Below are 23,461 nucleotides of genomic sequence, written 5' to 3' on the forward strand. Positions count from 1 at the left end.
TTCCTACGATCGAGCGAACGGCCCCGCCGGCTTCACACCGCGGGCACCGGTGAGCCCCACCGGGAGCCACCCGGCCGTCAGACCCCCGGCACCCCTGCCTGCTCCATCAACCCCGTCACCTCGGTCCCGGCCGGTGTCAGCAGGAACACGTTGCGGTCCACCCGGTGCATTCCGCTGGCCAGGCCGAAGACGACACCGGTGCTGAAGTCGAGGACCCGTTTGGCGACCTCGGTCTCCGCGCCGGTGAGGTCGAGGAGGACCGGGATGCCGGCCATGAGCGTCTCGGCGACCTCGCGGGCGTCCGCGAAGACGTTGATCCGCAGGACGACGAAACGGCGGCGGGCCTCGGTCGGGGCCTCCGGCACGGCCCGGTGGTCGATCGCGGACGGCCAGGCGTCCCGCCCTCGCAGCGGAACGACCTGGGCGAGCCCCTCCCACTGTTCATCGGTGACGTCGTACCTGTTCACCGGCTGCCCCCGCTCCGACTCGCCTTCATTGCCTGCACCAGCCAATTCTTACGCCAAGTCACCCGTCCGGCCCAACAACGACACGGTCCGCGACCGCCCCGGCGGCCCCGCAGGCCCTCACTCTTCGTGACGAAAGGGGTCTTACCCGCCTCACACCGGACTCTTGGCCTCCTGCCCCACCCCCCTCACCGGCCCCGATTAGCGTCCGATGCCGTGTTCCTGGCAGATACTCAGATGCCGGCACCCGACCGGGCCACCCGGCCAGCGGTGCCCGCCGAGCCTGAGCCCCCCGCGCAATGGCATCGCGTCCTGACCCTGCTCGCGGACGTCAGCCTCCTCATCGGCACCCGCGAGGTGTGGACCCAGGCGGCCACCCACCGGATCGCCCTGGCCGCGGTCATCTCGCTCTGCTACGCCTCGATCCTCGTGTGCGGCGCGCTGGCCCTGGTGGTGCGCGGCCGGCGGTCCCTGGCCCGCGTGGACCTGTGCGTCCTGGTGACGGGCCTGACGCTCGCCCTGTGCACGTTCGCGCTGTTCCACCGGGGCTCCGACGAGTCCGTCCTCACCACCCAGGCCGCGCGCGACCTGGCGGCCGGGCACGGGATCTACGGCCGTCCGTGGCCCTGGCTCTTCGGCGGCAAGGGCATCGCGCTCACCCCGACCGTCACGGGCGGCTACGACTACACGTACGGCTATCCCCCGCTCGCTCCGCTGCTCACCGCTCCCCTGCTCTGGCTCGGGCACGGCAGTCTGCCGGCCATCGCGATGAGCACGGGCGCGCTGCTCGTCGGCACGGTCGTGCTGTGGTGGCTGCTGCCGACGCCCTGGCGCTCGGCGGCGACCATGGCGTGCCTGGGGTTCTCGATGATCGAGATGTACGGCCGGCTCGGCTATCCCGCGATCCTGGCGCTGGCTCTGATGATCCCGGTGGTGGTGCGCTGGCCCCGGATCGGGCGGGGCGGGCGGCTGGGCCCCGCCGGGGTGGCGCAGGCGGCCTGTCTGGGGGCGGCGTGCGCGGCGCAGCAGTTGCCGTGGTTCCTCGCGCCGTTCCTGCTGGCCGGGATCTACGCCGTGCGGCGCGGGGAGCTCGGGGCGCGGGCGGCGGGCCTGGTGGTGCTGCGGCTGGCCGGGGTCGCCGGCGCCGTATGGCTGCTGATCGACGCGTACTTCGTGGTGACCCAGCCGGTCGCATGGCTGAAGGGGATCGCGCTGCCGCTGATCCAGGGAGCGGTGCTGCACGGCCAGGGCCTGGTGGGCGTCTCGCTGTATCTCACGAACGGCAGCGACCGGCTGGACTGGTACGGGTACGCCAGCGTGCTGCTGCTCGCCGGTCTGCTGGCGCTGTCGGTGCTGTTCGTGCGCCGGCTCGGTCCGGCGGCGACCGTGCTGCCGTGGCTGGCGTTCTGGCTGGCGACGCGTTCGCAGGACGGCTACTACCTGATGATGACCCCGCTGTGGCTTGCGGCGGCGGTGACCGCGCCCGCGACGGAGTTCGCGGGGGCCTGGCAGCCGTTCGCACGGCGGCTCGGCGGGGCGAACCGGCGTCCCGTGCGGATCGCCGCGGCCGTGCTGCTGCTGACCCCGGCGCTGGCGAGCGCGGCGCTGGCGGTCACCGGCTCGCCGCCCCTGCGCCTGGAGCTCGCCGGGGTCCGGCACGACACCCGGGCGCTCTCCCGGCTGACGCTGCGGGTGACCAACACGGAGGGCGAGGCGCTCACGCCCCACTTCACCCTGACCCGGGGCCAGGGCATGTACCCGTACTTCACGGTGCTGCGGGGGCCGGCCACGCTGCCCGCGCACGCCACGGCCGTCTACGAACTGCGGCCGCCGGACGGGACGTACGCGCTGCCGCACAGGCACCAGCAGGTCCGGCTGCGCGTCTTCACCTCGGCGCCGCAGACGCTGTCGAGCGCCTACCTCACGCTGCCGACCGCTTGAAGCGGAGCGTGGCGTCGACCGCGGTCAGGCCGCGGATCATGCCCATCTGGTTCCAGCCCAGGCCGAACTGGTCGCGGTCGACGGAGAACTCGGCGCGCAGGGTGACCGCGTCGGCGCTCGCCTCGCTGATCGTGGCGGTGAACGACTGGGGGCGGCTGATGCCGCGCACGGTCAGCTGGCCCACCACGTGGACCTGGTCGCCGTCGCGCAGTTCGGCGCTGCGCACCGCGAAGGTGATCTCGGGGTGGTTGTCGACGTCGAAGAAGTCGGTGCCGCGCAGGTGCGTGTCGCGCTTGGCGTTCTTGGTGTCGAGGGAGGCCGCGTCGAGGGTCACGGTGCCGACGGCGGACCCGTCGGCCCGTACCTCGCCCTGACCGTCCACGGTGGCGAAAGCGCCCTTGACCGTGACCAGACCCCACATCGTCCTGTGCTTCAGGGCGACCGTGGTGGCGGTCCGGTCGAGCTGCCAGGTTCCGGTTTCGACGGCGACGGTCATGGTCCGTTCCTCACTCAGGTAGTCCAAATTTGGATGACAGCACGCTAGCCGATTATTCAAATTTGGACAACGGGTAGACTCGAATCCATGGCCGACCAATCCGACTGCCCCTCCGCCGCAGGTGACGGACTCCTGCCCGCCGAGCTGCACGCCTGGATGCTGATGCTGGCCGCGACCGGAGCCGTGGAGCAGGAACTGCGGGGCGTGGTCAAGGAGCGGCTGGACGTCTCGCACGACGAGTTCCTGGTCCTGTGCCTGCTGGCCACGGGCCCCCGGGAGGGTCAGCGCATGACCCGGATCGCCGAGCTGCTGGGCCGCCCCAAGACCCGCCTCACCTACCAGATCGCCTGCCTCCAGCACGTCGGTCTCGTCACCCGCAAGTCGGTCTGCGGCGACAAGCGGGGCGTCAAGGTGGCTCTCACCGAGAAGGCCCGGATCCTCCTCGGGGAGGCGTCCGGCACCCTCGCCGAGACGGTCAGGGCGGCCCTGGACCGGTTCATGGGCCCCGACCAGCGCGGGGCGCTGTGCGCCCTGATGCCGGATCTCGCCGGGGAGGCGAAGCCGGAGTAGTCACCGGTGCGGTCGTGGGTACCCGGCCGGTGCCCGCGCCCGACCGAAGGAGGGGTTCATGGCGACCTCCGACCTGCCCGTTCCTGTCGTACGGCGACCCGACGCGCCCCCTCCGGACACCACCGCCCTGGAGAGCGCGCTGCGCGAGCGGGTCGACGGCGAGGTCCGCTTCGACGCCGGGAGCCGGGCCGCCTATTCGACCGACGCCTCGAACTTCCGCCAGACCCCGATCGGCGTGGTCGTGCCCCGTACCCCGGAGGCGGCGGCGGAGGCGATGGCGGTGGCCCGCGAGCACGACGCGCCGGTACTGTCCCGGGGCGGCGGGACCAGCCTGGCCGGCCAGTGCACCAACACCGCCGTGGTGATCGACTGGTCGAAGTACTGCGACCGCCTGGAGTCCGTGGACGAGGACGCCCGCACCTGTGTCGTCCAGCCGGGCATCGTCCTCGACGAACTCAACCGGCAACTCGCCCCGACCGGGCTGCGGTTCGGCCCCGAGCCGGCCACCCACGCCAACTGCACCGTCGGCGGCATGATCGGCAACAACTCCTGCGGGGCCACCGCGCAGGCGTACGGCAAGGTCGTCGACAACATCGCCCGCCTGGAAGTGCAGTTGTACGACGGCACCCGGTTCTGGTGCGGGGAGACCAGCGACGAGGAGTACGCCGAGATCGAACGGCAGGGAGATCTGCGGGCCACCGTGTACCGGCGGTTGCGGGCCCTGCGCGACACCTACGGCGACGAGGTCCGCGCCCGCTTCCCGGACATCCCGCGCCGGGTCTCCGGCTACAACCTCGACTCCCTGCTCCCGGAACACGGCTTCGACGTCGCCGGGTTGCTGGTGGGCAGCGAGTCCACCCTCGTCACGGTGCTGCGCGCGGAGCTGGAACTGGTACCGGTCGTCAGGGAACGCACCCTGGTGGTCCTCGGGTTCCCCGACATCGAGTCGGCCGCCGACGCCGTCCCGGCCATCCTGCCGTACGAGCCGATCGCGCTGGAGGGCCTGGACGCCCGGCTGATCGAGGACGAGCGGATCAAGCGCCTCAACCCCAAGGCACGCGCCGAACTCCCCCACGGAAACGCCTACTTGCTGGCACAGTTCGGCGGGGAGAGTCACGAGGAGGCCGACCGGAACGCCCACCGCATGCTCGACGGCCTGCACCACTCCGAGCACGACCCGGACGTCGCCTTCCTCGACGACCCGGCCCACGAGCAGGAGTTGTGGCAGGTCCGCGAGGCCGGACTCGGCGCCACCGCGCACATCCCGGGCCGCCCGGACACCTTCGAGGGCTGGGAGGACTCCGCGGTCCCGCCCGCACGGCTCGGCGACTACCTGCGCCGACTGCGGGGCCTGTACGACGAGTTCGGCTACCTCAGTGACACCGGGCCCAGTCTCTACGGCCACTTCGGGCACGGCTGCGTGCACACCCGGATCCCCTTCGACCTGTACTCCGCCGAGGGAGTCGCCACCTACCGGCGCTTCATGGAGCGGGCCGCCGACCTGGTCGTCGAGTTCGGCGGCTCCCTGTCCGGGGAGCACGGCGACGGACAGAGCCGGGGCGAGCTGCTGCCCCGCATGTTCGGGGACCGACTCGTCACCGCCTTCGGTGAGTTGAAGGCCGTCTTCGACCCGCTGGACCGGATGAACCCCGGCAAGGTGGTGGCGCCGTACCGGCTCGACGAGAACCTGCGGCTGGGCGGCGAGTGGGCCCCGTACGACCCCCGCGAGCTGCACTTCCGCTTCCCGCACGACGGCGGGTCCTTCGCCCAGGCGGCCAACCGCTGTGTCGGGGTGGGGAAATGCCGCCAGCACACCACCGACGGCGGCGCGGTGATGTGCCCGTCCTACCAGGTCACCCACGAGGAGGAGCACTCCACGCGCGGACGGGCCCGGCTGCTGTTCGAGATGCTCGACGGACACGGTGACAGCCCGGTCCGGGACGGCTGGCGCTCCGAGGCCGTCCGGGACGCCCTCGACCTGTGTCTCGCCTGCAAGGGCTGCAAGAAGGACTGCCCGGCGGACGTCGACATGGCCACCTACAAGGCGGAGTTCCTCTCCCACCACTACGAGGGCCGGTGGTGGCGCAGGCCCCGCGCGCACCTGTCGATGGGCTGGCTGCCCGCCGTCGCGCACCTGGTCGGACGCGCCCGACTCGGGCCGCTCGTCAACGCGTTGACGCACACCCCGCCGCTGTCGAGGGCCGCCGTGGCACTCGCCGGGGTGGAGAACCGCGAGGTACCGCTGTTCGCCGGGGAGACCCTCCAGCAGTGGTTCGCCCGGCACGAGCCCTGCGGCGACGGGGCGCGCGGCAGCGTCCTGCTGTGGCCGGACACCTTCACCAACCACTTCCACCCGCACATCGGCCGGGCGGCCGTGACCCTCATGGAGCACGCGGGCTGGCGGGTGATCCTCCCCGAGGAGCCGCTGTGCTGCGGCCTGACCTGGATCTCGACCGGCCAACTGGCGACCGCGGAGAAGGTGTTGGGCCGGACCGTGCGCACGCTCGCCGAGCACGTGCGGGCGGGCGGCCTGGTGGTGGGCCTGGAGCCCAGCTGCACGGCGGTGTTCCGCTCGGACGCTCCCGAGATGTTCCCCGGCGACCAGGACGTACGGCGGCTGCGCGACCGGACGGTGACGCTCGCCGAACTGCTCACCGAGCACTCCCCCGGCTACGAGCCCCCGCACGTCCCGGACCGCTCCGCGAAGGCCCTCGCCCAGGTCCACTGCCACCAGCACGCGGTCCTGGACTGGCAGGCCGACCGGGAACTCCTGCGGCGCGCCGGCGTCGACGCCGAGCAGCTGGACTCCGGCTGCTGCGGCCTCGCCGGCAACTTCGGCTTCGAGCCGGGCCACCTGGAGGTCAGCGAGGCCTGTGCGGAGCGGGTACTCCTCCCGCGCCTGCGGGAGGAGCCCCCGGAGACGGTGGTCCTGGCGGACGGCTTCAGCTGCCGCACCCAGATCCACCAGTTCGACAGCGGCGGCCACGAGGCGGTCCACCTGGCGGAACTCCTGGCGAGCGCGATCCCGGGAGCCCCGGGCAGCGCGTACGGCGTGGCCCCGGGGGCGAGGCCGGCACCGCCGAGCGGGAGGACGAGGGCACTGACTTTGGCCGGAGCAGGCTTGGCAGGCCTGGCGGCGGCGGGCACGGCAGCCAGGTTGCTGCGCAAGCAACGGTGAGCGGAGTTGGTCGGGGGCGCGGGGCTGTGCTGAATTTGCGGCTACCGCCGCGTGGGCGCGACCAGCCACGGTATACCCGCAGCCGCCCACGGGCCTCAGACCACCAGCTCCATCAGCACCCCCCTGGCCCGCGCCACGCGAGACCGCACCGTCCCCACCGGGCACCCGCTCACCGCAGCGGCCTCCTCGTACGACAACCCCAGCATCTGCGTGAGCACGAACGCCTCCCGCCGCTCGTCGGACAAGGCCCCCAGCAGATCGACCAGCGCTATCCCGTCCTCGAAGCCCGGCACACCGCGAGGCTGCGCACGCTCCGCCGCCGCCTGCCAGTCGGCACCGTCGTACCGGCGGGGCCGCACCGCCGCGTGCCGGAAGCCGTCGACCACCGCGCGGCGGGCGATGGACAGCACCCAGGCCCGCGCCGAGGACCGCCCCTCGAACCGGTGCAGACTGCCGAGCGCCCGCAGGAACGTGTCCTGGGCCAGGTCGTCCACGGCCTGGGGGTCGCCGCACAGGTGGGAGACATAGCGCAGCACGTCCCGGTGCAGGGCGCGCACGAAGTGGTCGACGGCGTCGGCGTCGCCCGCGCGGGCGGCGAGCGCCCAGGCCGTGGCGGAGGCGTCGGCGGACTCGCGCCGGGCGCGGAGGTCGTCGGGGGCGGGAGCAGGCACAAAAGCAGAGGCAGAGGCAGGCGCGGAGGCAGGCGCACGCGCAGGCAGCGTGGAAGTGATCACCAGGTGTCCTTCTCGGGTCAGCCGTGATCCGGAGCGCTCGGGCGCACAGGGGTGCGCGGCTCTCCGGTGAGGGAGGCGGCCGTACGGCGCCCGGCAGGGGCCGACGACCGAGGCCCAGGGCGCACAGGGCGGCCCCGGGTCACCAGCTGTCGTCAGGCGACAGCCGTCCCCGGAGGCGGACCGCGATGCGTGATCGCGTGGACGAGAAGGACAAGCCGCGGCGCCCGCTCAGACCGGGCCCGGCGCATCCGCACGCGCGGCCGGTGCGGGGTCGCGGGCAGGGCGAGCAGCAGCCGCAGCGGGGCGACAAGCCGCCCGGCCACGGCCCGCAGGATGCGGAACACGGCCCGTTCGCCGTACGCCAGCCAGAGGCCGGTGACCAGCGCGGCGAGCAGGTGTGCGGCGTACATGCCGAACGGCAGCCAGTACGCGAGGGCACCGACGCCGGAAGAGGCCCCCAACTGAGCCGTGTCCATGGAGTCCATGCCGCTCGTGTGCATGGACTCCATGTGCATCGCGCCCATGTCCGGCGCCGCCGAAGTGGGCTGCGCGAGGGAGAAGGCCGTGTGGAGGGCCGTCTGGGCCAGGACGGCGACGGCGACGATCAGGGGCAGTCCGCGTTCACGGCCGGCCAGAGACCAGCCCGCGCACCCGGTCACGACCAGGCCCGCGGCCAGCGTCCAGCCGGGCACGTGGGCGCCGGACATGAGGACGTGGCCCAGGGCGGCGAGCAGCACGCAGACGGCCGCGAACACCGCGGCCCGTAGCGTGCGGGAGCACCACCCTGCTGTCATGGCGCCTCATCCTCCCATCCGGGCACCGGGAACCACCTGTGGGTACGGAAATCCACAGGTGACTGCTCACTTGACGGCGCGGCTCCGTACGACGGCGAACGCCCCGGCCGCGAGGCCGAGCACGCCCACGACGAGTCCGGCGGCACCGAGACCGCGTGCCGTGGAGTCGCTCGCCGAGGCCTTCGTGGTGGCCGGGGTGGCGGCCGGGCTCCTGGTCGCCGTGCCGGAGGCGGTGGCCGACGTGAGCTTGAGGACGGGCGCCGGGTTCTCCGGTTCCTCGTCGCCCTTGGCGGCCTCCTCGATCCAGCGGACGACTTTGCCGTCGGAGTACGTCTGGAGGGTCTTGAAGGTCAGCTCGGCGGTGTCGTCGGGGAGCTGGCCGAAGGCGACGTCGAAGTCCTCGTAGTGGCCCGGCACGACCTTGCCGCCGGTCCAGGTGATCTCGGAGACCGCGTCGGTGATCGTGCCGTCGTCGGTCTTGACCGGCGTCTTGAGCTTGGTGTTCGTGACCGTGGCGGTCCAGCCGTCGTGCGGGGAGACCAGCACGCCGAGCAGCGGGTGGTCGGTGGGCAGGAACAGCTGGACCTTCGTGGTGCTCGCGGTGTCGCTCTCGTCGGGGACGCGGAAGGCGATGACGCCGTCCGTGGCGCCCTTGGCGTAGCTGTCGGGGTGGACGGTGACGTGCGCGGAGGCGACTCCGGCGGCGGTCAGGAGCGCGGCGGCGGCGAGGGCGGTGCCGAGGCCGGCGCGGCGCAGGGCGGTGTGTGCTCGGGACATGGGTGAGGGATCTCCGTACCAGAGGAAGAGAGAAGAGAGGTGTCAGATCGCGTACGGGATCGTCGTGGGCGGTCCGCGCCGGTGGACCGTGTGGCGGAGCAGGAGGCGGCGGGGCGTGCGGGTGCCGTGGTCGGGGGCCGGGCACGCGGGGTCCGGGGCGGCCGGCTCGCCGTAGCCCTGCCACCAGGCGGCGAGACCCGGCACCAGCGCGACGGAGCGGCGCAGCAGCGACCACAGGGCGGCCTCGCCGCGCCGCAGCCACCAGGTCAGCAGGACGGCGGCGCAGAGGTGGGCGGCGGTGGCGTGCGGGGTGACGGCGTGCGGCGGCGGGGTGGTGGTGTGGATCATCCGCATGCCCCGCATGGCCAGGGGGGTCATGCCCTGCCGGGTCGCCGTGGCGTGGGAGCCGGCCGCGCCGAAGGCCAGGTGCAGTCCGGCCTGGGAGGTGAGGGTTGCCGCGCCGATGGCTCCGAGCGGGCGTTCCCGGCCGCCGAGCAGCCAGCCGGCCCCGAACACCGGCAGGAACCCGATCGCCTGGGCCCACACCGGCGGTGTCATGCCGGTGGCCAGGGTGTGTCCCCCGGCGGCTAGCAGCACGCACAGCGCGGCGAACACCGCCGCGCGCAGGCTGCGGACCGCAGGGGATGCCCTCATGGCGACCGATACTCCCACGTGTGTGCCACGGCCCGTCCGGCGGTCCGGTCAGTAGACGTCCCGCACATACCGCTTGTCGGCGGCGAGCTGTTTCACGTAGGCCGCCGCGCCCGCCTCGTCCAGGCCGCCGTGCAGGGCCGCGATGTCCCGCAGCGCCCGGTCGACGTCCTTGGCCATGCGGGAGGCGTCGCCGCACACGTAGAAGTGGGCGCCGTCCTGGAGCCAGGACCACAGCAGCGGGCCGTGCTCGCGCATCCGGTCCTGGACGTAGACCTTGGCGCGCTGGTCACGGGAGAAGGCGGTGTCCAGGCGGGTGAGGGTGCCGTCGGCGAGGAACGCGGCCAGCTCGTCCTCGTAGTAGAAGTCGGTCGCCCGGTGCTGTTCGCCGAAGAACAGCCAGGTGGGGCCCCGTCCGCCGAGGGCGCGGCGCTGTTCCAGGAAGCCGACGAAGGGGGCGACGCCGGTGCCGGGGCCGATCATGACCATCGGCGTGGCGGGATCGGCGGGCGGGCGGAAGTGCGGGGCGCGCTGGACGTGCACCGGCACCGGGGTGCCCGCGGCGGCGTCGGCAAGGAAGGGTGAGCAGACGCCCTGGCGGGGCTTGCCGCGCAGGTTCTCGTAGCGCACGACGGAGACGGTGAGCGAGACGAGGTGCGGATCGGTGAGGGGGCTGGACGAGATGGAGTACAGCCGCGGCTGGAGGCGTCCGAGGATGCGCGCCCAGTCCTGCGGGGCGGCCTGCACGCCGTACTCGGTGATCACGTCGACGGCCTGCCTCCCCCAGTTCCACTTGGCCAGTTCGTCGTTGTTGTCGGGGCGCAGGAGCTTCTTCAACTCCCGCGGGTCACGGGTGCGTTCGGCGACGAAGCGGAGCAGGGCGGGGGTGATCCTGGTGATGTCCAGGTGCCGCAGGAGGGCCTCGCCGAGCGGGACCTCGCCCACGCCGTTCACCTCCACGGCGGCCGTCGCGTCGAGGCCGGTCACCGTGAGCCACTCCTCGACCAGGTCCGCCGAGTTGAGCGGCCGGATGCCGAGGGCGTCGCCGGCGTCGTACAGGAACGGGGTCTCGCTGTCCCGGGTGTCGAAGGTGAACCGCCGGACCTCCTTGCCGGCGCCGGGCAGGCTCAGGAGGCGGTTGCCGGTGAGACGGGCGAGGACGGGGGCGGGCTTGCGGGGTCGCGGGGCGACGGGGGCCGGGGCGGGCGGGGCGGAGGGCACGGCGGCGGGCACGGCGAGAAGACCGCTTGCCTCCGGAGGAGCGCCGTCCTGTCCCGCAAGTGCCGTCAGGACCTCGTCCAGCCAGCCGTGGGCCGCGTCCTCGAAGTCCGGTTCGCAGTCCGTGCGGGGCGCGAGCCGCAGTGCGCCCAGTTCGTCGAGGCGCTGGTCGAGCCGGCGGCCGTGGCCGCAGAAGTCGTCGTACGACGAGTCGCCGAAGGCCAGGACCGCGTACCGGCGCCCCTCCAGGCGGGGGGTGCCGGGGTCGGCAAGGGTCTCCCAGAAGCCGCTGCCGTTGTCGGGGGCGTCGCCGTCGCCGAAGGTGCTGGTGATCAGCAACAGGTCGGCGGAGGGCGGCAGTCGGCCGAGGTCGGCCTGGTCCATGCCGACCAGGGAGGTGCTGTGCCCGACGGTGCTGAGGCGTTCGGCGGTGGCGGCCGCGAACTCCTCGGCGTTCCCCGTCTGCGAGGCCCACAGGATGACGACCTCACGGCGCAGGTCCGTGGTGGACGAGGGTGCGGTCGAGGGCTGTGTGGTGGCTGTCTGTGTGGCGGCCGCCCGGGAGTACATCCCGGCGAGTGTGCCGTTGACCCACAAGGCGTGCTCGGGGCTGAAGGGCGCGTCGGGGGGCAGCACCGGCACCCCGGGCGATCCCGCCGGGATCCCGGCGAGGAATCCGACCAGGTACAGGCGTTCCTGCGCGCTGAGAACGGGCGGCGGGGCGGGGGCGAGACCGAAGACGGATGCGGCCGCAGACTCGACGGAAGCATCCCCAGCCACCGCAGCCACCGCCGCCACCCCAGCCACCGCGGTCACCTCGGCAGAAGCGCCCCCGGCCCTCGGAGACCGCAGAGCAACCGGCACCGCCACCTTCGTCAGCGACACCGCGCACACCTTGAACTCCGGCTGGAACGACAGCGGATCGACCGCGTCGCTGGTCACCGCGTTGACGCTGAGGTACTCCCCGAAGAGGTCGTTCCAGTGGAAGGGCGCGAAGCAGCACCCGGGCCGTACCCGGTCCGTCACGACGGCGGGCAGCACGGCCCGCCCGCGCCGGGAGGCCACCTCGACGGAGTCGCCGTCGGCCACGCCCAGCGCCGCGGCGTCCTCGGGATGCAGTTCCACGAAGGGCCCGGGGTTGAGCTTGTTCAGCTTCGCCACCCTGGCCGTCTTGGTCAGCGTGTGCCACTGGTGCTGGAGCCGCCCGGTGTTCAGGACGAAGGGGTAGTCGTCGTCCGGCATCTCGGCCGGCGGGAGGTGCGGCCGGGCGAAGAAGACACCCCGCCCGCTCGCTGTGGGGAAGCGGAGGGTGCCGTCCTCCCCCACGTACCGGATCGGGTTCCGGTCGGGCCCGTCCTCGCTCGCCGAGGGCCACTGCACCGGGGTCTCGCGCAGCCGGTCGTAGGAGACCCCGCGCAGATCCCAGCCGGTCTTCGGGTTCCAGGCCCGCTTGATCTCCTCGAAGACCTGCTCGGCGCTGTCGTAGGAGAAGCCCTTTTCGTAGCCCATCCCGCGGGCGACGGCGGCGATGATCCGCCAGTCCGCCATGGCCTCGCCGGGCGGGTCCACGACGGCCGGGGTCAGGGTGAGGTTGCGCTCGCTGTTGACGAAGACGCCGTCGCCCTCGGTCCACATCGCGCCGGGCAGCACGACGTCGGCGTACGCGTTGGTCTCGGTGTCGGCGAAGACGTCCTGGGTGACGACGAACTCGGCGGCCTCCAGGCCCTCGATGACGGTGCGGCGGCCGGCGACGGAGGCGACCGGGTTGGTGCAGATGATCCAGCAGGCCTTGATCTCGCCGTCGGCCATCTTCCGGAACATCTCGACGGTGCCCTTGCCGACGCCGTCGGCGCGCAGGGTGTCCGGGGGCAGCTCCCAGAGGTCCTCGACGAAGGCCCGCTCCTCGTCGACGAGGACGGAGCGCTGGCCGGGCAGTCCGGGGCCCATGTAGCCCATCTCGCGGCCGCCCATGGCGTTGGGCTGTCCGGTGAGGGAGAAGGGGCCGCTGCCGGGGCGGCAGATCGCGCCGGTCGCGAGGTGGAGGTTGACCAGGGCGTTGGTGTTCCAGGTGCCGTGCGTGGACTGGTTGAGGCCCATGGTCCACAGGCTCATCCACTCGCCGGCCGCCCCGATGAGCCGCGCGGCCTCCCGGATGTCCTCCTCGGCGAGGCCGGTCGTCTCGGCCACCGCGGCGGGCGGGTAGTCGGCGAGGAACTCCGGCATCGCCTCCCAGCCCTCGGTGTGGGCGGCGATGAAGCCGGGGTCGGTGTCGCCGTTCGCGTGCAGGAGGTGCAGCAGGCCGTTGAGGAGGGCGAGGTCGGTGCCCGGCCTGATCTGGAGGAACAGGTCGGCCTTGGCCGCGGTGGCGGTGCGTCGCGGGTCGACGACGATCACCTTGGCGCCCGAGGCCTTGACCCGCTCCATCATGCGCAGGAAGAGGATGGGGTGGCAGTCGGCCGTGTTGGAGCCGATGACGAAGAAGAGGTCGGCGTTCTCGAAGTCCTGGTACGAGCCGGGCGGGCCGTCCGCGCCGAGGGAGAGCTTGTAGCCGGTGCCGGCGCTGGCCATGCACAGCCGGGAGTTCGACTCGATCTGGTTGGTGCGCAGGAAGCCCTTGGCCAGTTTGTTGGCCAGGTACTGCGCCTCCAGGCTCAGCTGCCCGGACACATAGAGGGCGACCGCGTCGGGGCCGTGCTCGTCGACGATCTCCCGCAGTCGCCGGGCCGTCTCGGTGATCGCCGTGCCGACGGCCGCGGGCACCGGCTCCTCGCCCCGCTCGGGCCGTACCAGGGCCGTGGTCAGCCGACCGGGCGCGGCGAGCAGGTCGGCGGTGGTCGCGCCCTTGGTGCAGAGCTTGCCGAAGTTGGCGGGATGCTCCTTGTCGCCGGAGGCCTTCAGGACCGTACGGCGGCCGTCCGGGCCCATGCCGATGTCGAGGACCAGGCCACAGCCCACACCGCAGTACGAGCAGACCGTCCGCACCACGGGCACGCCTCCTGAGCTCGACGACTCGATCTCCGTCGACCGTACGAAACGGCCATTACGCAGATGTCTCCCGAGCCGTTCACCAGGAGTTACACCGCCCGCACAGCCGACGGGGAAGCCTTGTGAGCGTCTGCGGGGCGCCGCGGAGCCCGGATCCGACACGACACAGATCTGGAACGGTTCCATTTCTTGAACCATTCAGGTTTATGAGGGTAGGTTGGTCCCCATGACCGCCCCCCAGCTTCCGAACACCGCCGACGAGCTGCGCGGTGCCGGCCTGCGGGTGACGGCCGCGCGCGTCGCACTGCTCGAGACCGTTCGGGCCGGTGACCACCTCCCCGTCGACGCGATCGCCACAGGAGTGCGCGACCGCCTCGGCCACATATCGCTCCAGGCCGTCTACGAGGCCCTGCACTCGCTCACCGCGGCGGGTCTCGTGCGCCGCATCGAGCCGCCGGGCAGCCCGGCCCGGTTCGAGGGGCGGGTCGGGGACAACCACCACCACCTGGTCTGCCGGTCGTGCGGGACCGTCGTCGACGTCGACTGTGCCGTCGGTCACGCGCCCTGTCTGACAGCTTCCGACGACCGCGGCTTCTCGATCGACGAGGCCGAGGTCATCTATTGGGGCCTGTGCCCCGCCTGTTCCGCCAGTTCCACCCAAGGGCTCACTTCAGCACCGTGATCCACCCAGTTCGGAAGGACTGAAATGTCTGAGAACCACGACGCAATCGTCACCGACTCCAAGCCCGAGGGCACCGGTGGCTGCCCGGTCGCGCACGGGCGCGCCGCGCACCCCACCCAGGGCGGCGGCAACCGCCAGTGGTGGCCGGAGCGACTGAACCTGAAGATCCTCGCCAAGGACCCGGTCGTGGCGAACCCGCTCGGCGCGGACTTCGACTACGCCCAGGCCTTCCAGGCCCTCGACCTGGACGCCGTGAAGCGGGACATCGCCGAGGTGCTCACCACCTCGCAGGACTGGTGGCCCGCCGACTTCGGCAACTACGGCCCGCTGATGATCCGGATGGCCTGGCACAGCGCCGGCACCTACCGCATCAGCGACGGCCGCGGCGGTGGCGGTCGTGGCCAGCAGCGCTTCGCGCCGCTGAACAGCTGGCCGGACAACGGCAACCTGGACAAGGCCCGCCGTCTGCTGTGGCCGGTGAAGAAGAAGTACGGCCAGTCCATCTCCTGGGCCGACCTCATGATCCTCACCGGTAACGTCGCCCTGGAGACCATGGGCTTCGAGACCTTCGGCTTCGGCGGCGGCCGCGCCGACGTCTGGGAGGCCGACGAGGACGTCTACTGGGGTCCCGAGACCACCTGGCTTGACGACCAGCGCTACACCGGCGACCGCGAGCTGGAGAACCCGCTCGGCGCCGTCCAGATGGGCCTCATCTACGTCAACCCCGAGGGCCCCAACGGCAACCCGGACCCGCTGGCCGCGGCCCGCGACATCCGTGAGACCTTCCGCCGCATGGCGATGAACGACGAGGAGACCGTCGCCCTCATCGCCGGTGGTCACACCTTCGGCAAGACCCACGGCGCCGGCCCGGCCGACGCGGTCGGCAACGACCCCGAGGCCGCCTCCATGGAGGAGCAGGGCCTGGGCTGGAAGTCCACCTACGGCACCGGCAAGGGCGGCGACGCCATCACCTCCGGTCTCGAGGTCACCTGGACCACCAAGCCCACCCAGTGGAGCAACGACTTCTTCGACATCCTCTTCGGCTACGAGTGGGAGCTCACCCAGAGCCCCGCGGGTGCCAACCAGTGGGTGGCCAAGGACGCGCAGGCGATCATCCCCGACGCCCACAGCGACTCCAAGAAGCTCCCCACCATGCTCACCACGGACCTCTCGCTGCGCTTCGACCCGATCTACGGCGAGATCTCCAAGCGCTTCCACGAGAACCCGGACCAGTTCGCGGAGGCCTTCGCCCGTGCCTGGTACAAGCTGACCCACCGTGACCTGGGCCCGAAGTCCCTGTACCTCGGCCCGGAGGTCCCGTCGGAGACCCTGCTGTGGCAGGACCCGCTGCCGCAGGCCGAGGGCGAGGCCATCGACGCCGCCGACATCGCGGCCCTGAAGGCCAAGGTCCTGGAGACCGGCCTCACGGTCTCGCAGCTCGTCTCCACGGCGTGGGCCTCGGCGTCCACCTTCCGCGGCAGCGACAAGCGCGGCGGCGCCAACGGCGCCCGCATCCGCCTGGAGCCGCAGCGCGGCTGGGAGGTCAACGACCCCGAGCAGCTCGCGCAGGTCCTGCGGGTCCTGGAGGGCGTGCAGGCCGAGTTCAACGCCGGCGCCAAGAAGGTCTCGCTGGCCGACCTGATCGTCCTCGCGGGTGCCGCGGCGGTCGAGAAGGCGGCCAAGGACGCCGGCGTCGCGGTGGAGGTGCCCTTCACCCCGGGCCGCGTGGACGCGACCGAGGAGCACACCGACGTCGAGTCCTTCGCCGCCCTCGAGCCGGTCGCGGACGGCTTCCGCAACTACCTCGGCAAGGGCAACCGCCTGCCGGCCGAGTACCTGCTGCTCGACCGCGCCAACCTGCTCACCCTGAGCGCCCCCGAGATGACCGTCCTCGTCGGTGGTCTGCGCGTCCTCGGCGCCAACCAGGGGGGCACCGCCCACGGCGTCTTCACCGACCGCCCGGGCGTCCTGAGCAACGACTTCTTCGTCAACCTGCTCGACCTGGGCACGACGTGGAAGTCCACCTCGGAGGACCAGACGGCGTTCGAGGGCCGGGACGCCGAGACCGGCAAGCTGAAGTGGACCGGCACCCGTGCCGACCTGGTCTTCGGCTCCAACTCCGAGCTGCGCGCCCTCGCCGAGGTCTACGCGAGCGACGACGCCAAGGAGAAGTTCGTGAAGGACTTCGTCGACGCGTGGGTCAAGGTCTCGAACCTGGACCGCTTCGACCTGGTCTGAGCGACTGAGTGAAACAGGGGCCGGTCCTGGTGGACCGGCCCCTGTGCCACGTCTGGACGCCCCTGCCTCGTCTAGGCGAGCGTGGCCAGGAACTTCCCCAGCCGCGCGATGCCCTCGCGCAGTTCCTCGGCGGAGGCGGCGTAGGACAGCCGTACATGCGTGTCCGCGGTGCCCATCCCGAAGTCCCGGCCCGGGGTGAGGGCGACATGGGCCTCCTCCAGCGCCCGTCCGCAGAACTCCCACGAGGTGAGCCCGGTGCCGCTGACGTCGAAGTAGACGTAGAACGCCCCGTCGGGCGGCACCGGCACCGGCAGCCCGATCCGGGCGAGGCCCTCCAGCACCAGGGCCCGCCGCCGCCCGAACTCGGCCCGCCGCTCCTCGCACACGGCGAGCGACTCGGGCGTGAAGCACGCGAGCGCGGCGTGCTGGGCGGGGGTGGAGGCGCAGATCATGTAGTTCTGGGCCAGCCGCTCCAGGGCCGGCACCAGCGCCTCGGGCACCACGCACCAGCCCAGCCGCCAGCCGGTCATCCCGAAGTACTTGGAGAAGCTGTTGATCACGACCGCTTCCGGGTCGTACGACAGCACACTGCGCGGCGGCCGCCCGTGCTCGTCGTGGTCGCCGAGGTCGAGGTAGATCTCGTCGACGATCCGCCACGCGTCCCGCTCCCGGGCGAAGGCGCAGATCGCGGCCAGCTCGTCGGCCGGTACGGAGGTGCCGGTCGGGTTGGAGGGGCTGGCGACCATGATCCCGCGGGTGCGGTCGGTCCAGTACGACCGGACGGTGGCCGTGTCCAGCTGGTACCGCGACTCCGCGCTGGTCGGCACGAGACCGACCCGGGCGCCGAAGCTCTCGGCGATCTGGCGGTTGCAGGGGTAGGAGGGGTCGGCGATCAGGACCTCGTCCCCGGGATCGACGAGCGCGGCGGCGCCCAGCACCAGCGCGGCCGACGCCCCGGCGGTCACGACGACCCGGGCCGGATCGAGGTCGACGCCGTGCCGTTCGGCGTAGAACCGCGCGATGGCGAGCCGCAGTTCGGGCAGCCCGAGCGCCCCGGTGTAGCTCATGGGCCTGGTGCCCACGACGTCCCGCATCGCCTCGATCACGGCCGGCGGCGCCCCGAAGTCCGGTTCCCCCAGGCTGAGTTTGACGACGTGCCGCCCCTCGGCCTCCAGCGCCGCGGCATGCTTGCCGAACTCCATGGCGTAGAACGGCGCGACGGACCGAGCCCGCTGCGAGATCCTCATACGGTCGGCCTCCCGGGGGTCGTCGAAGCACGTCGCACTATACGAGGGCCCCGCGACCACTTGCCCGGCAGGAAGGCCGGGTTCCGGAGGTGTGGGTCACCGGTGGGCGGCGCGGTTCATCCCGACCACGTCCTCCAGGGCGGGGTCCGGGCCGAGCGCGGCGTAGCGCTCCCCCAGGCTCTCCCGGACCGCCGTGTCCCGGGCGCGATCGGCCGCGGCCAGGGCGGCCGGCAGCTCGTCCAGGGTCAGCTCGGTGCAGTAGGCGGGGCCCATCGGCTGCTGCCGCCAGGAGTCGGTCGGGGCTCCCGCGTCGTAGGGGTCGAATCCGGTGTCGTCCACCAGGCGCATGGCCACCTGCTTCGCCTCCTCGGAATCGCCCGCGACCGGGATGGCGATACGTCCCGGAGCGCCCGCCGGGACCCCCTTGGTCCGCCGGGTTCCGGCCAGGGCGGCGTTCCAGGCCTTGACCACGGGGCGTCCGAGCAGCTCGGAGGTGTGGACGCTCTCCACGGCACCGCCCTCCACCGCCTCGATCCGGCCGCTGAGGTGCGGATAGTAGTTGGAGGTGTCGACGACCACGGTCCTCGCGGGGACGGAGGCGAACAGTCCGGCCAGTTGTCCCGCCGCCCCGAAGGGGATGGCCAGGACGACGGCGTCCCTGTCCCTGACGGCGTCCCGGAGGGCCACGACCCGGGCGCCGGTCTCCAGCACCTCGGGCGCGACGGTCTCGGGCCCGCGGGCGGTGGCGACCTGGACGTCGTGCCCGGCCTCGCCGAGTCGGCGGGCGAGGTTGCCGCCGATCGCGCCGGCTCCGATCACGGCGACTTTCATGCCGGGTCCTTCCGGGAGGCACACCGGTCCCAGGACGGCTCCGCCCCGCGCTGCTCCTCGAGTGGGTGGGTGCGGGGGTCAGTACGCCGCGTTCAGCAGGTCGGCCAGTACGTCGGGGCGCTCGAGGGCGATGAAGTGGCCGGCCCGGGGGACCTGGGTGAAGTCGGCGGCCGGGAGCAGTCGCCGGTCGGCCTCCCGGTCCGAGGGGCGGGACCAGTCCTTCTCGCCGTAGACGAGGTGGACGGGCGCCTTGACCTCGGGGTAGCGGGAGCGGGCCGCGATGAGGCTCGGCAGGGCCTGGTAGACGGCCCGGGCGACGGCCGGGTAGCCGGGGCGGGCGCCCACCTGGAGGAGCTCGTCCACGTAGTCGTCCCGCAGCGCGCTCCTGTCACCGAGGCCGCCCCGGAGGATCGCGCGCAGGGCCGGCCTGGGCTCCACTCCGGCGATCACGGGGCCCACTCCGGGCGCGAGGACACCGCTGACCACCACGCGGGCGAGGAGGCTTGAGCGGGCGATGCCGCCGCGGAAGTCGTAGGCGTTGACCGCGACCACCCGGCGGACGCGTTCGGGGAGATCGGCCGCCGCGGTCAGGGCGAGCACCGCGCCCATGGACTCGCCGAGCAAGGTCACGTCCCTCAGGTCGAGTCCGGTCAGCAGCCGCTCGACACCCGCGCGCATCGCGGGCTCGTCGTAGGACGCCCCGGGCACGATCTCCGAGTAGCCCATCCCGGGCAGGTCGAGGGCGTACACGGTGTACCGGTCCGCGAGCAGCGGAACGAGCCCGCGGAAGTGCTCGGCCTGGGTCCGCACGGTGTGCAGCAGGATCAGGGGGGCGCCGGTGCCCGCCTTGAGGTAACGCAGCCGCCCCTCGTGCCCGCCGCGCGGGGGGATCGCGTGGCTGGTGGTCCCCGGGATGTGAATCGTGGGACGTGACTCTCGGCTGGGCATCTCGCCGACTCCTTGGGCGTGAGGGATCAAGGGATCACCGGAACGGCCAGTCTCAGCGGACAGCACGAAACCGATCGGTTTCCAACAGCGTAAACCGATCGGTTTCCTCACGCAAGCGGGCCCCGCGGCTACGGACACGGGTGCGGCAGCGCGCAGCTCGGAAACCGATCGGTCTTCATTGCGCCCGATCCGGGTAACCTCGCGGTATGACCACCGAAGTGAAACCGAGTCCCAGGGAGCGGCTGCTGGAGGCGGCGGCCACGCTCACCTACCAGAACGGCGTCAGCATCGGTGTCGAGGCGCTGTGCAAGGCGGCCGGGGTGTCGAAGCGCTCCATGTACCAGCTGTTCGGGAGCAAGGACGAACTCCTGGCGGAGAGCCTGAAGGAGCGAGCCGCCGGCTACGTGGCCACCCTCCTGCCCGCGCCGGACGACGGCCGTTCACCGCGCGAGCGGATCCTGGACGTCTTCGCCCAGGTGGAGAAGCAGGCGGCGACGCCCGGCTTCTACGGCTGTCCGTACCTGGCCGTGCAGGTCGAACTCAAGGACCAGGGACACCCGGCGAGCCGCGTGGCCCACCAGGTCAAGGCGGATCTGACGGCCTTCTTCCGCGCCGAGGCCGAACGGGGCGGCGCGAGCGACCCCGAGCTGCTGGCCCGTCAGCTCAGCCTGGTCTTCGACGGCGCGAGCGCCCGCGCGGGCATTCAGGCGGACACCCTGACGGGGCTCGTCACGCCCACCGTGACCACCCTGCTCGACGCGGCGGGCGTGCGCTGAGGAATCCGGACAGCCGGCCAGGCGGTCACCCCGGTGCGCCGGGCAGCCGGCCAGGCACCGACACACCGAGCGCCCGTCGCCGGACGCCCCCACTTCACTTCGCGAGCTGCGCGTACAAACCCTCCAGGTCGCCCGCCAGCCCCGCCTTGACCTGACGCGAGATGTCGTCGGCGAGAACCTCGTACGCCCCGCTCTCGACGCCGTCGAGGGCGAGCGCGGCCACGACACGGGGGTCGGACTTGGGGGCGTCGACGCCGGACGCGAGGTCCGTGTCGACGTAGCCGACGTGCAGACCGGTGACCGCGATGCCGCGCGGCTGGAGCTCCAGGCGCAGGGAGTTGGTCTGCGACCAGAGGGCGGCCTTGGAGGCGCTGTACGAGCCGCCGAGCGCGATCCAGGAGAGCACCGAATGCACGTTCAGGAGGTGGCCGCCGCCGTTGCGCTCGATGACCGGCACGAAGGCCCGGGCCAGCAGGAGCGGGCCGTAGAAGTTGGTCTCGAACTCCCGGCGCACGTCGTCGACCGGCGAGTCGAGGAAGGAGGCGCCGACCGAGGCGCCGGCGTTGTTGACGAGCACGGTGACATCACCGGCCTGCGCGGCGGCCGCGGCCACCGACGCCGGGTCGGTGACCTCCAGCGCCACCGGGACCGCGTCCGGGTGCGTGACGGTACGCGGGTCGCGGGCCGTGGCGTAGACCTTGCCGGCGCCGCGCGCGTACAGCTCCTCCACCAGGGCCTTGCCGATTCCGCGGCTGCCGCCGGTGACGAAGACGTTGGCGCCCTTCAGAGCGGTCATGGCTGAACCTCCACAGAAATGAAACCGATCGGTTTCACAAAGCGTAAACCGATCGGTTTCGCGAGGCAAGCCCGCCCGTACGGACCCGCGCCGGGAACGGCCGGTGCCGCCGGCCCGTCGCGCGGGAGCGCGGGGCCGGCGGCACCGGTCGGAGGTCAGGCTCCCGGGTGGAGTCCGAGCCAGCCGGGGCTCGGGTCGCCCTTGACCTCACCGAAGTACAGGGCGAAGGTCTGCTTCCAGCGCTCGATCGCCGCGCGGTCGGCCATGAACTTGGGGAAGCCGTCGAGGTTGCCGTTGGGGTACTCCCAGACGGGCTTCAGCCCGGCCGGCGGGGTGACGTCGGTGCGGACCGACCAGCCGTTGGTGGCGGCCTTCTGCTGCTCGACGGAGAGCCGCCAGTTCAGGTACAGCTTGGCGGCGGTGGGGTTCTTGGCCTGCTTGAGGATCGCGGCCCGCTGTCCCCAGGACATGAACGGCGTCGACCCGTCAGGGAGCACCCACTTGACCGGCCCGGTGGACAGCGGCGCGCCGGAGCCGCCGATGCCGATGGCCTTCTGGCCGCTGGAGACGGCCGCGCTCGGGGTGTAGCTGCCGCGGGCGAACTGAAGGTTCTGGGTGGCCAGTCGAGCGAGCCAGTCCCAGCCGTACTTCTGCACGTAGAGGGTGTAGAGGTAGAGGACCGCGTCGTCGTCGTGCGGGTACGAGGAGGCGATCTTCCCCTTCCAGCGGGGGTCGGCCAGGTCGAGGGGACCGCTGGGGATGTCGGAGCCGACCGCTGCGGGGCCGTACATGTAGCTGAACGCGCTGACCTGGACGGCGACCCACGCGCCGTGCGGGTCCTTGAAGGGAGCGTAGAGCTTGGAGAAGCCGGCCGGCTTGTAGGCGAGCAGGCGGCCCTGCTCCTTCCAGCGCACGAAGTCCTGCACGGTCTGGAGCTGTACGACGTCGGGTATCAGGGTGTCGGTCGCGAACTGGTTGTCGACGCGGACGTCGTGGAACTTGCTGTAGTCGACGACCACGGTCAGGTCGATGCCCGGGAACTGGCTCTTGAAGCCGTTGCGGATGCCGTCCGCCTGGCTGGAGATGTCACCACCGGCGTAGAGCACGAGCTTGCCGCCCTCCGCGAGGGCTGCCTGGTAGAGCTCGTCAAGAGTCCGCTTCTCCTCGGCGCCGCCCTTCGTCACGCGCCCCGCGGAGGCTTGGCCGGTGGCGGCCTGAGCGGGGGCGACGGAGGTAGCGGCGACACCGAGACCGAGCGCGGCGCCCGCTCCGGTGGCAAGCAGGCGGCGTCGGCTGGGAAGGCTGGTCATGGTGGGGGAGCCTCTCTGTCCGTTCTGTTCTGTTCGGTTGTCTGTGGAGTGCAGCTGGACCACGGCAGCGCAGCAGCACGGCGCCCCGGTACGACGCCCGTGCCGTACCGGGACGCCGTGCTGCTGTGGGGGGAGGTCAGAACATGGTGTTGTCGTTGGCGCTCTTCTCGGGCACCTCCTGGATCACGTCCCAGTGCTCGACGATCTTTCCGTCGGCGACGCGCCAGAAGTCCGCGACGGCCATGCCCCGGTCGCCGGGCTTGAGGTGCAGGTTGCTGTGGGTGACCACCAGGTCCCCTTCGGCGACCACGCGCTTGATGTCCAGGCGCAGGTCGGGGAACTGCCCACGCAGCCAGTGCACATAGCCGACGAAGGCACCCGGGCCGTCCTGCGCCTCGGGGTTGTGCTGGGTGTAGCTCTCACCGAGGTGCGCGGCGGCGGCCTCCTCGGGCTGGTAGTCGTTGAACGCCTGCTCGTAGAAGGCGGTCACGAGTGCCTTGTTGTCCGCAGCGGACATGTCTGTCTCCTGCCTCATGGTGGGTGCGGTACGACTCAGTGGTTCATGGCGTCGCGGACGAGCGCGGTGTCGACGAACTGTTCGAAGCGGACGATGAGTCCGCCGCGTACGACGAAGTGGTGGGCGACGCGGACGTCGATGGGTTTGCCGGTGGCCTTGTTGGTCGCGGTGTAGCGGGCCAGGACGACGACGTTCTCGCCGTCGGTGACGTAGGTGTCGTCGTGGGCGGCCCAGCCGTCCCACTCCTTGCCGAGCTGTTCCATCACGTTCGAGGTGACACCCTCGGGCGTGCGGTAGGTGCCGGCGAG

General features: G+C 72.1%; 20 protein-coding genes. 6 read left to right on the forward strand and 14 right to left on the reverse strand.

The genetic code is table 11. From position 1 onward, the window contains the following. Positions 1 to 77: 77 nt before the first annotated feature. Complete coding sequence (locus tag H295_RS0103285) at positions 78 to 467, reverse strand: cell division protein SepF (RefSeq protein ID WP_020133919.1); 390 nt, start codon at positions 465 to 467, stop codon at positions 78 to 80. A gap of 234 nt (positions 468 to 701) precedes the next feature. On the opposite strand from H295_RS0103285, the gene H295_RS0103290 reads away from it, so the two are divergent. After that, positions 702 to 2,405, forward strand: a complete 1,704-nt coding sequence (locus H295_RS0103290; protein ID WP_020133920.1) for a hypothetical protein — start codon at positions 702 to 704, stop codon at positions 2,403 to 2,405. On the opposite strand, the gene H295_RS0103295 is transcribed toward H295_RS0103290, so the two are convergent. Continuing rightward, positions 2,386 to 2,901: a YceI family protein gene (locus H295_RS0103295; RefSeq protein WP_020133921.1), complete on the reverse strand. Its 516-nt coding sequence runs from the start codon at positions 2,899 to 2,901 to the stop codon at positions 2,386 to 2,388. The genes H295_RS0103290 and H295_RS0103295 overlap by 20 nt on opposite strands. 87 nt (positions 2,902 to 2,988) lie before the next feature. Here H295_RS0103295 and H295_RS0103300 point away from each other — a divergent pair, with 87 nt between their 5' ends. Both H295_RS0103300 and H295_RS42715 read left to right on the forward strand, forming a co-directional pair. Continuing rightward, positions 2,989 to 3,471, forward strand: coding sequence for a MarR family winged helix-turn-helix transcriptional regulator (locus H295_RS0103300; protein ID WP_020133922.1), 483 nt, complete (start codon positions 2,989 to 2,991; stop codon positions 3,469 to 3,471). 58 nt (positions 3,472 to 3,529) lie between these two features. Beyond that, positions 3,530 to 6,649: an FAD-binding and (Fe-S)-binding domain-containing protein gene (locus H295_RS42715; RefSeq protein WP_020133923.1), complete on the forward strand. Its 3,120-nt coding sequence runs from the start codon at positions 3,530 to 3,532 to the stop codon at positions 6,647 to 6,649. Positions 6,650 to 6,744: 95 nt separating this feature from the next. On the opposite strand, the gene H295_RS0103310 is transcribed toward H295_RS42715, so the two are convergent. The 5 genes from H295_RS0103310 to H295_RS0103330 form a co-directional block, all read right to left on the reverse strand. Next, the gene (locus tag H295_RS0103310) at positions 6,745 to 7,320 is read right to left on the reverse strand and encodes a sigma-70 family RNA polymerase sigma factor (protein ID WP_043216989.1); all 576 of its coding nucleotides are present in this window, start codon (positions 7,318 to 7,320) and stop codon (positions 6,745 to 6,747) included. 215 nt (positions 7,321 to 7,535) lie between these two features. Beyond that, positions 7,536 to 8,177 carry a hypothetical protein gene (locus H295_RS0103315; RefSeq protein WP_028809004.1) on the reverse strand — a complete coding sequence of 214 codons (642 nt, stop codon included), beginning with the start codon at positions 8,175 to 8,177 and terminating at the stop codon, positions 7,536 to 7,538. 66 nt (positions 8,178 to 8,243) lie between these two features. Beyond that, complete coding sequence (locus tag H295_RS0103320; RefSeq protein WP_020133926.1) at positions 8,244 to 8,954, reverse strand: YcnI family protein; 711 nt, start codon at positions 8,952 to 8,954, stop codon at positions 8,244 to 8,246. A gap of 42 nt (positions 8,955 to 8,996) precedes the next feature. Beyond that, positions 8,997 to 9,608 (reverse strand): hypothetical protein, encoded by a 612-nt coding sequence (locus H295_RS0103325; protein WP_028809005.1) that lies wholly within the window; start codon positions 9,606 to 9,608, stop codon positions 8,997 to 8,999. A 48-nt stretch (positions 9,609 to 9,656) separates the two neighbouring features. Continuing rightward, a complete protein-coding gene (locus tag H295_RS0103330; protein WP_234021562.1) occupies positions 9,657 to 13,748 on the reverse strand; it encodes a molybdopterin-dependent oxidoreductase in 4,092 nt (1,363 codons plus the stop codon). A gap of 286 nt (positions 13,749 to 14,034) precedes the next feature. Between H295_RS0103330 and H295_RS0103335 the strand changes: the two genes are divergently transcribed. After that, the gene (locus H295_RS0103335) at positions 14,035 to 14,490 is read left to right on the forward strand and encodes a Fur family transcriptional regulator (protein ID WP_020133929.1); all 456 of its coding nucleotides are present in this window, start codon (positions 14,035 to 14,037) and stop codon (positions 14,488 to 14,490) included. 24 nt (positions 14,491 to 14,514) lie between these two features. Further along, on the forward strand, positions 14,515 to 16,728 hold the full coding sequence (gene katG / locus H295_RS0103340; protein WP_020133930.1) for a catalase/peroxidase HPI: 2,214 nt from the start codon (positions 14,515 to 14,517) through the stop codon (positions 16,726 to 16,728). Positions 16,729 to 16,799: 71 nt separating this feature from the next. On the opposite strand, the gene H295_RS0103345 is transcribed toward katG, so the two are convergent. The 3 genes from H295_RS0103345 to H295_RS0103355 form a co-directional block, all read right to left on the reverse strand. Then, positions 16,800 to 17,975 carry a pyridoxal phosphate-dependent aminotransferase gene (locus tag H295_RS0103345; protein WP_020133931.1) on the reverse strand — a complete coding sequence of 392 codons (1,176 nt, stop codon included), beginning with the start codon at positions 17,973 to 17,975 and terminating at the stop codon, positions 16,800 to 16,802. A 96-nt stretch (positions 17,976 to 18,071) separates the two neighbouring features. Further along, positions 18,072 to 18,806, reverse strand: a complete 735-nt coding sequence (locus H295_RS0103350; protein ID WP_020133932.1) for an NADPH-dependent F420 reductase — start codon at positions 18,804 to 18,806, stop codon at positions 18,072 to 18,074. Positions 18,807 to 18,884: 78 nt separating this feature from the next. Then, positions 18,885 to 19,754, reverse strand: a complete 870-nt coding sequence (locus H295_RS0103355) for an alpha/beta fold hydrolase (protein ID WP_020133933.1) — start codon at positions 19,752 to 19,754, stop codon at positions 18,885 to 18,887. 206 nt (positions 19,755 to 19,960) lie between these two features. Here H295_RS0103355 and H295_RS0103360 point away from each other — a divergent pair, with 206 nt between their 5' ends. After that, positions 19,961 to 20,530: a TetR/AcrR family transcriptional regulator gene (locus H295_RS0103360; RefSeq protein WP_020133934.1), complete on the forward strand. Its 570-nt coding sequence runs from the start codon at positions 19,961 to 19,963 to the stop codon at positions 20,528 to 20,530. A 94-nt stretch (positions 20,531 to 20,624) separates the two neighbouring features. Here the strand turns inward: H295_RS0103360 and H295_RS0103365 are convergent, their stop codons facing one another. The 4 genes from H295_RS0103365 to H295_RS0103380 form a co-directional block, all read right to left on the reverse strand. After that, positions 20,625 to 21,326 carry an SDR family oxidoreductase gene (locus H295_RS0103365; RefSeq protein WP_020133935.1) on the reverse strand — a complete coding sequence of 234 codons (702 nt, stop codon included), beginning with the start codon at positions 21,324 to 21,326 and terminating at the stop codon, positions 20,625 to 20,627. A gap of 155 nt (positions 21,327 to 21,481) precedes the next feature. After that, positions 21,482 to 22,636: an ABC transporter substrate-binding protein gene (locus H295_RS0103370; RefSeq protein WP_020133936.1), complete on the reverse strand. Its 1,155-nt coding sequence runs from the start codon at positions 22,634 to 22,636 to the stop codon at positions 21,482 to 21,484. Positions 22,637 to 22,772: 136 nt separating this feature from the next. Next, positions 22,773 to 23,153, reverse strand: coding sequence for a nuclear transport factor 2 family protein (locus tag H295_RS0103375; protein ID WP_020133937.1), 381 nt, complete (start codon positions 23,151 to 23,153; stop codon positions 22,773 to 22,775). A 35-nt stretch (positions 23,154 to 23,188) separates the two neighbouring features. Then, a partial coding sequence (locus H295_RS0103380; protein ID WP_020133938.1) for a nuclear transport factor 2 family protein occupies positions 23,189 to 23,461 on the reverse strand: 273 nt, incomplete at its 5' end.

Origin of the sequence: Streptomyces sp. 351MFTsu5.1, from assembly GCF_000383655.1 — a bacterium.
Taxonomy (GTDB): Bacteria; Actinomycetota; Actinomycetes; order Streptomycetales; family Streptomycetaceae; genus Streptomyces; species Streptomyces griseorubiginosus.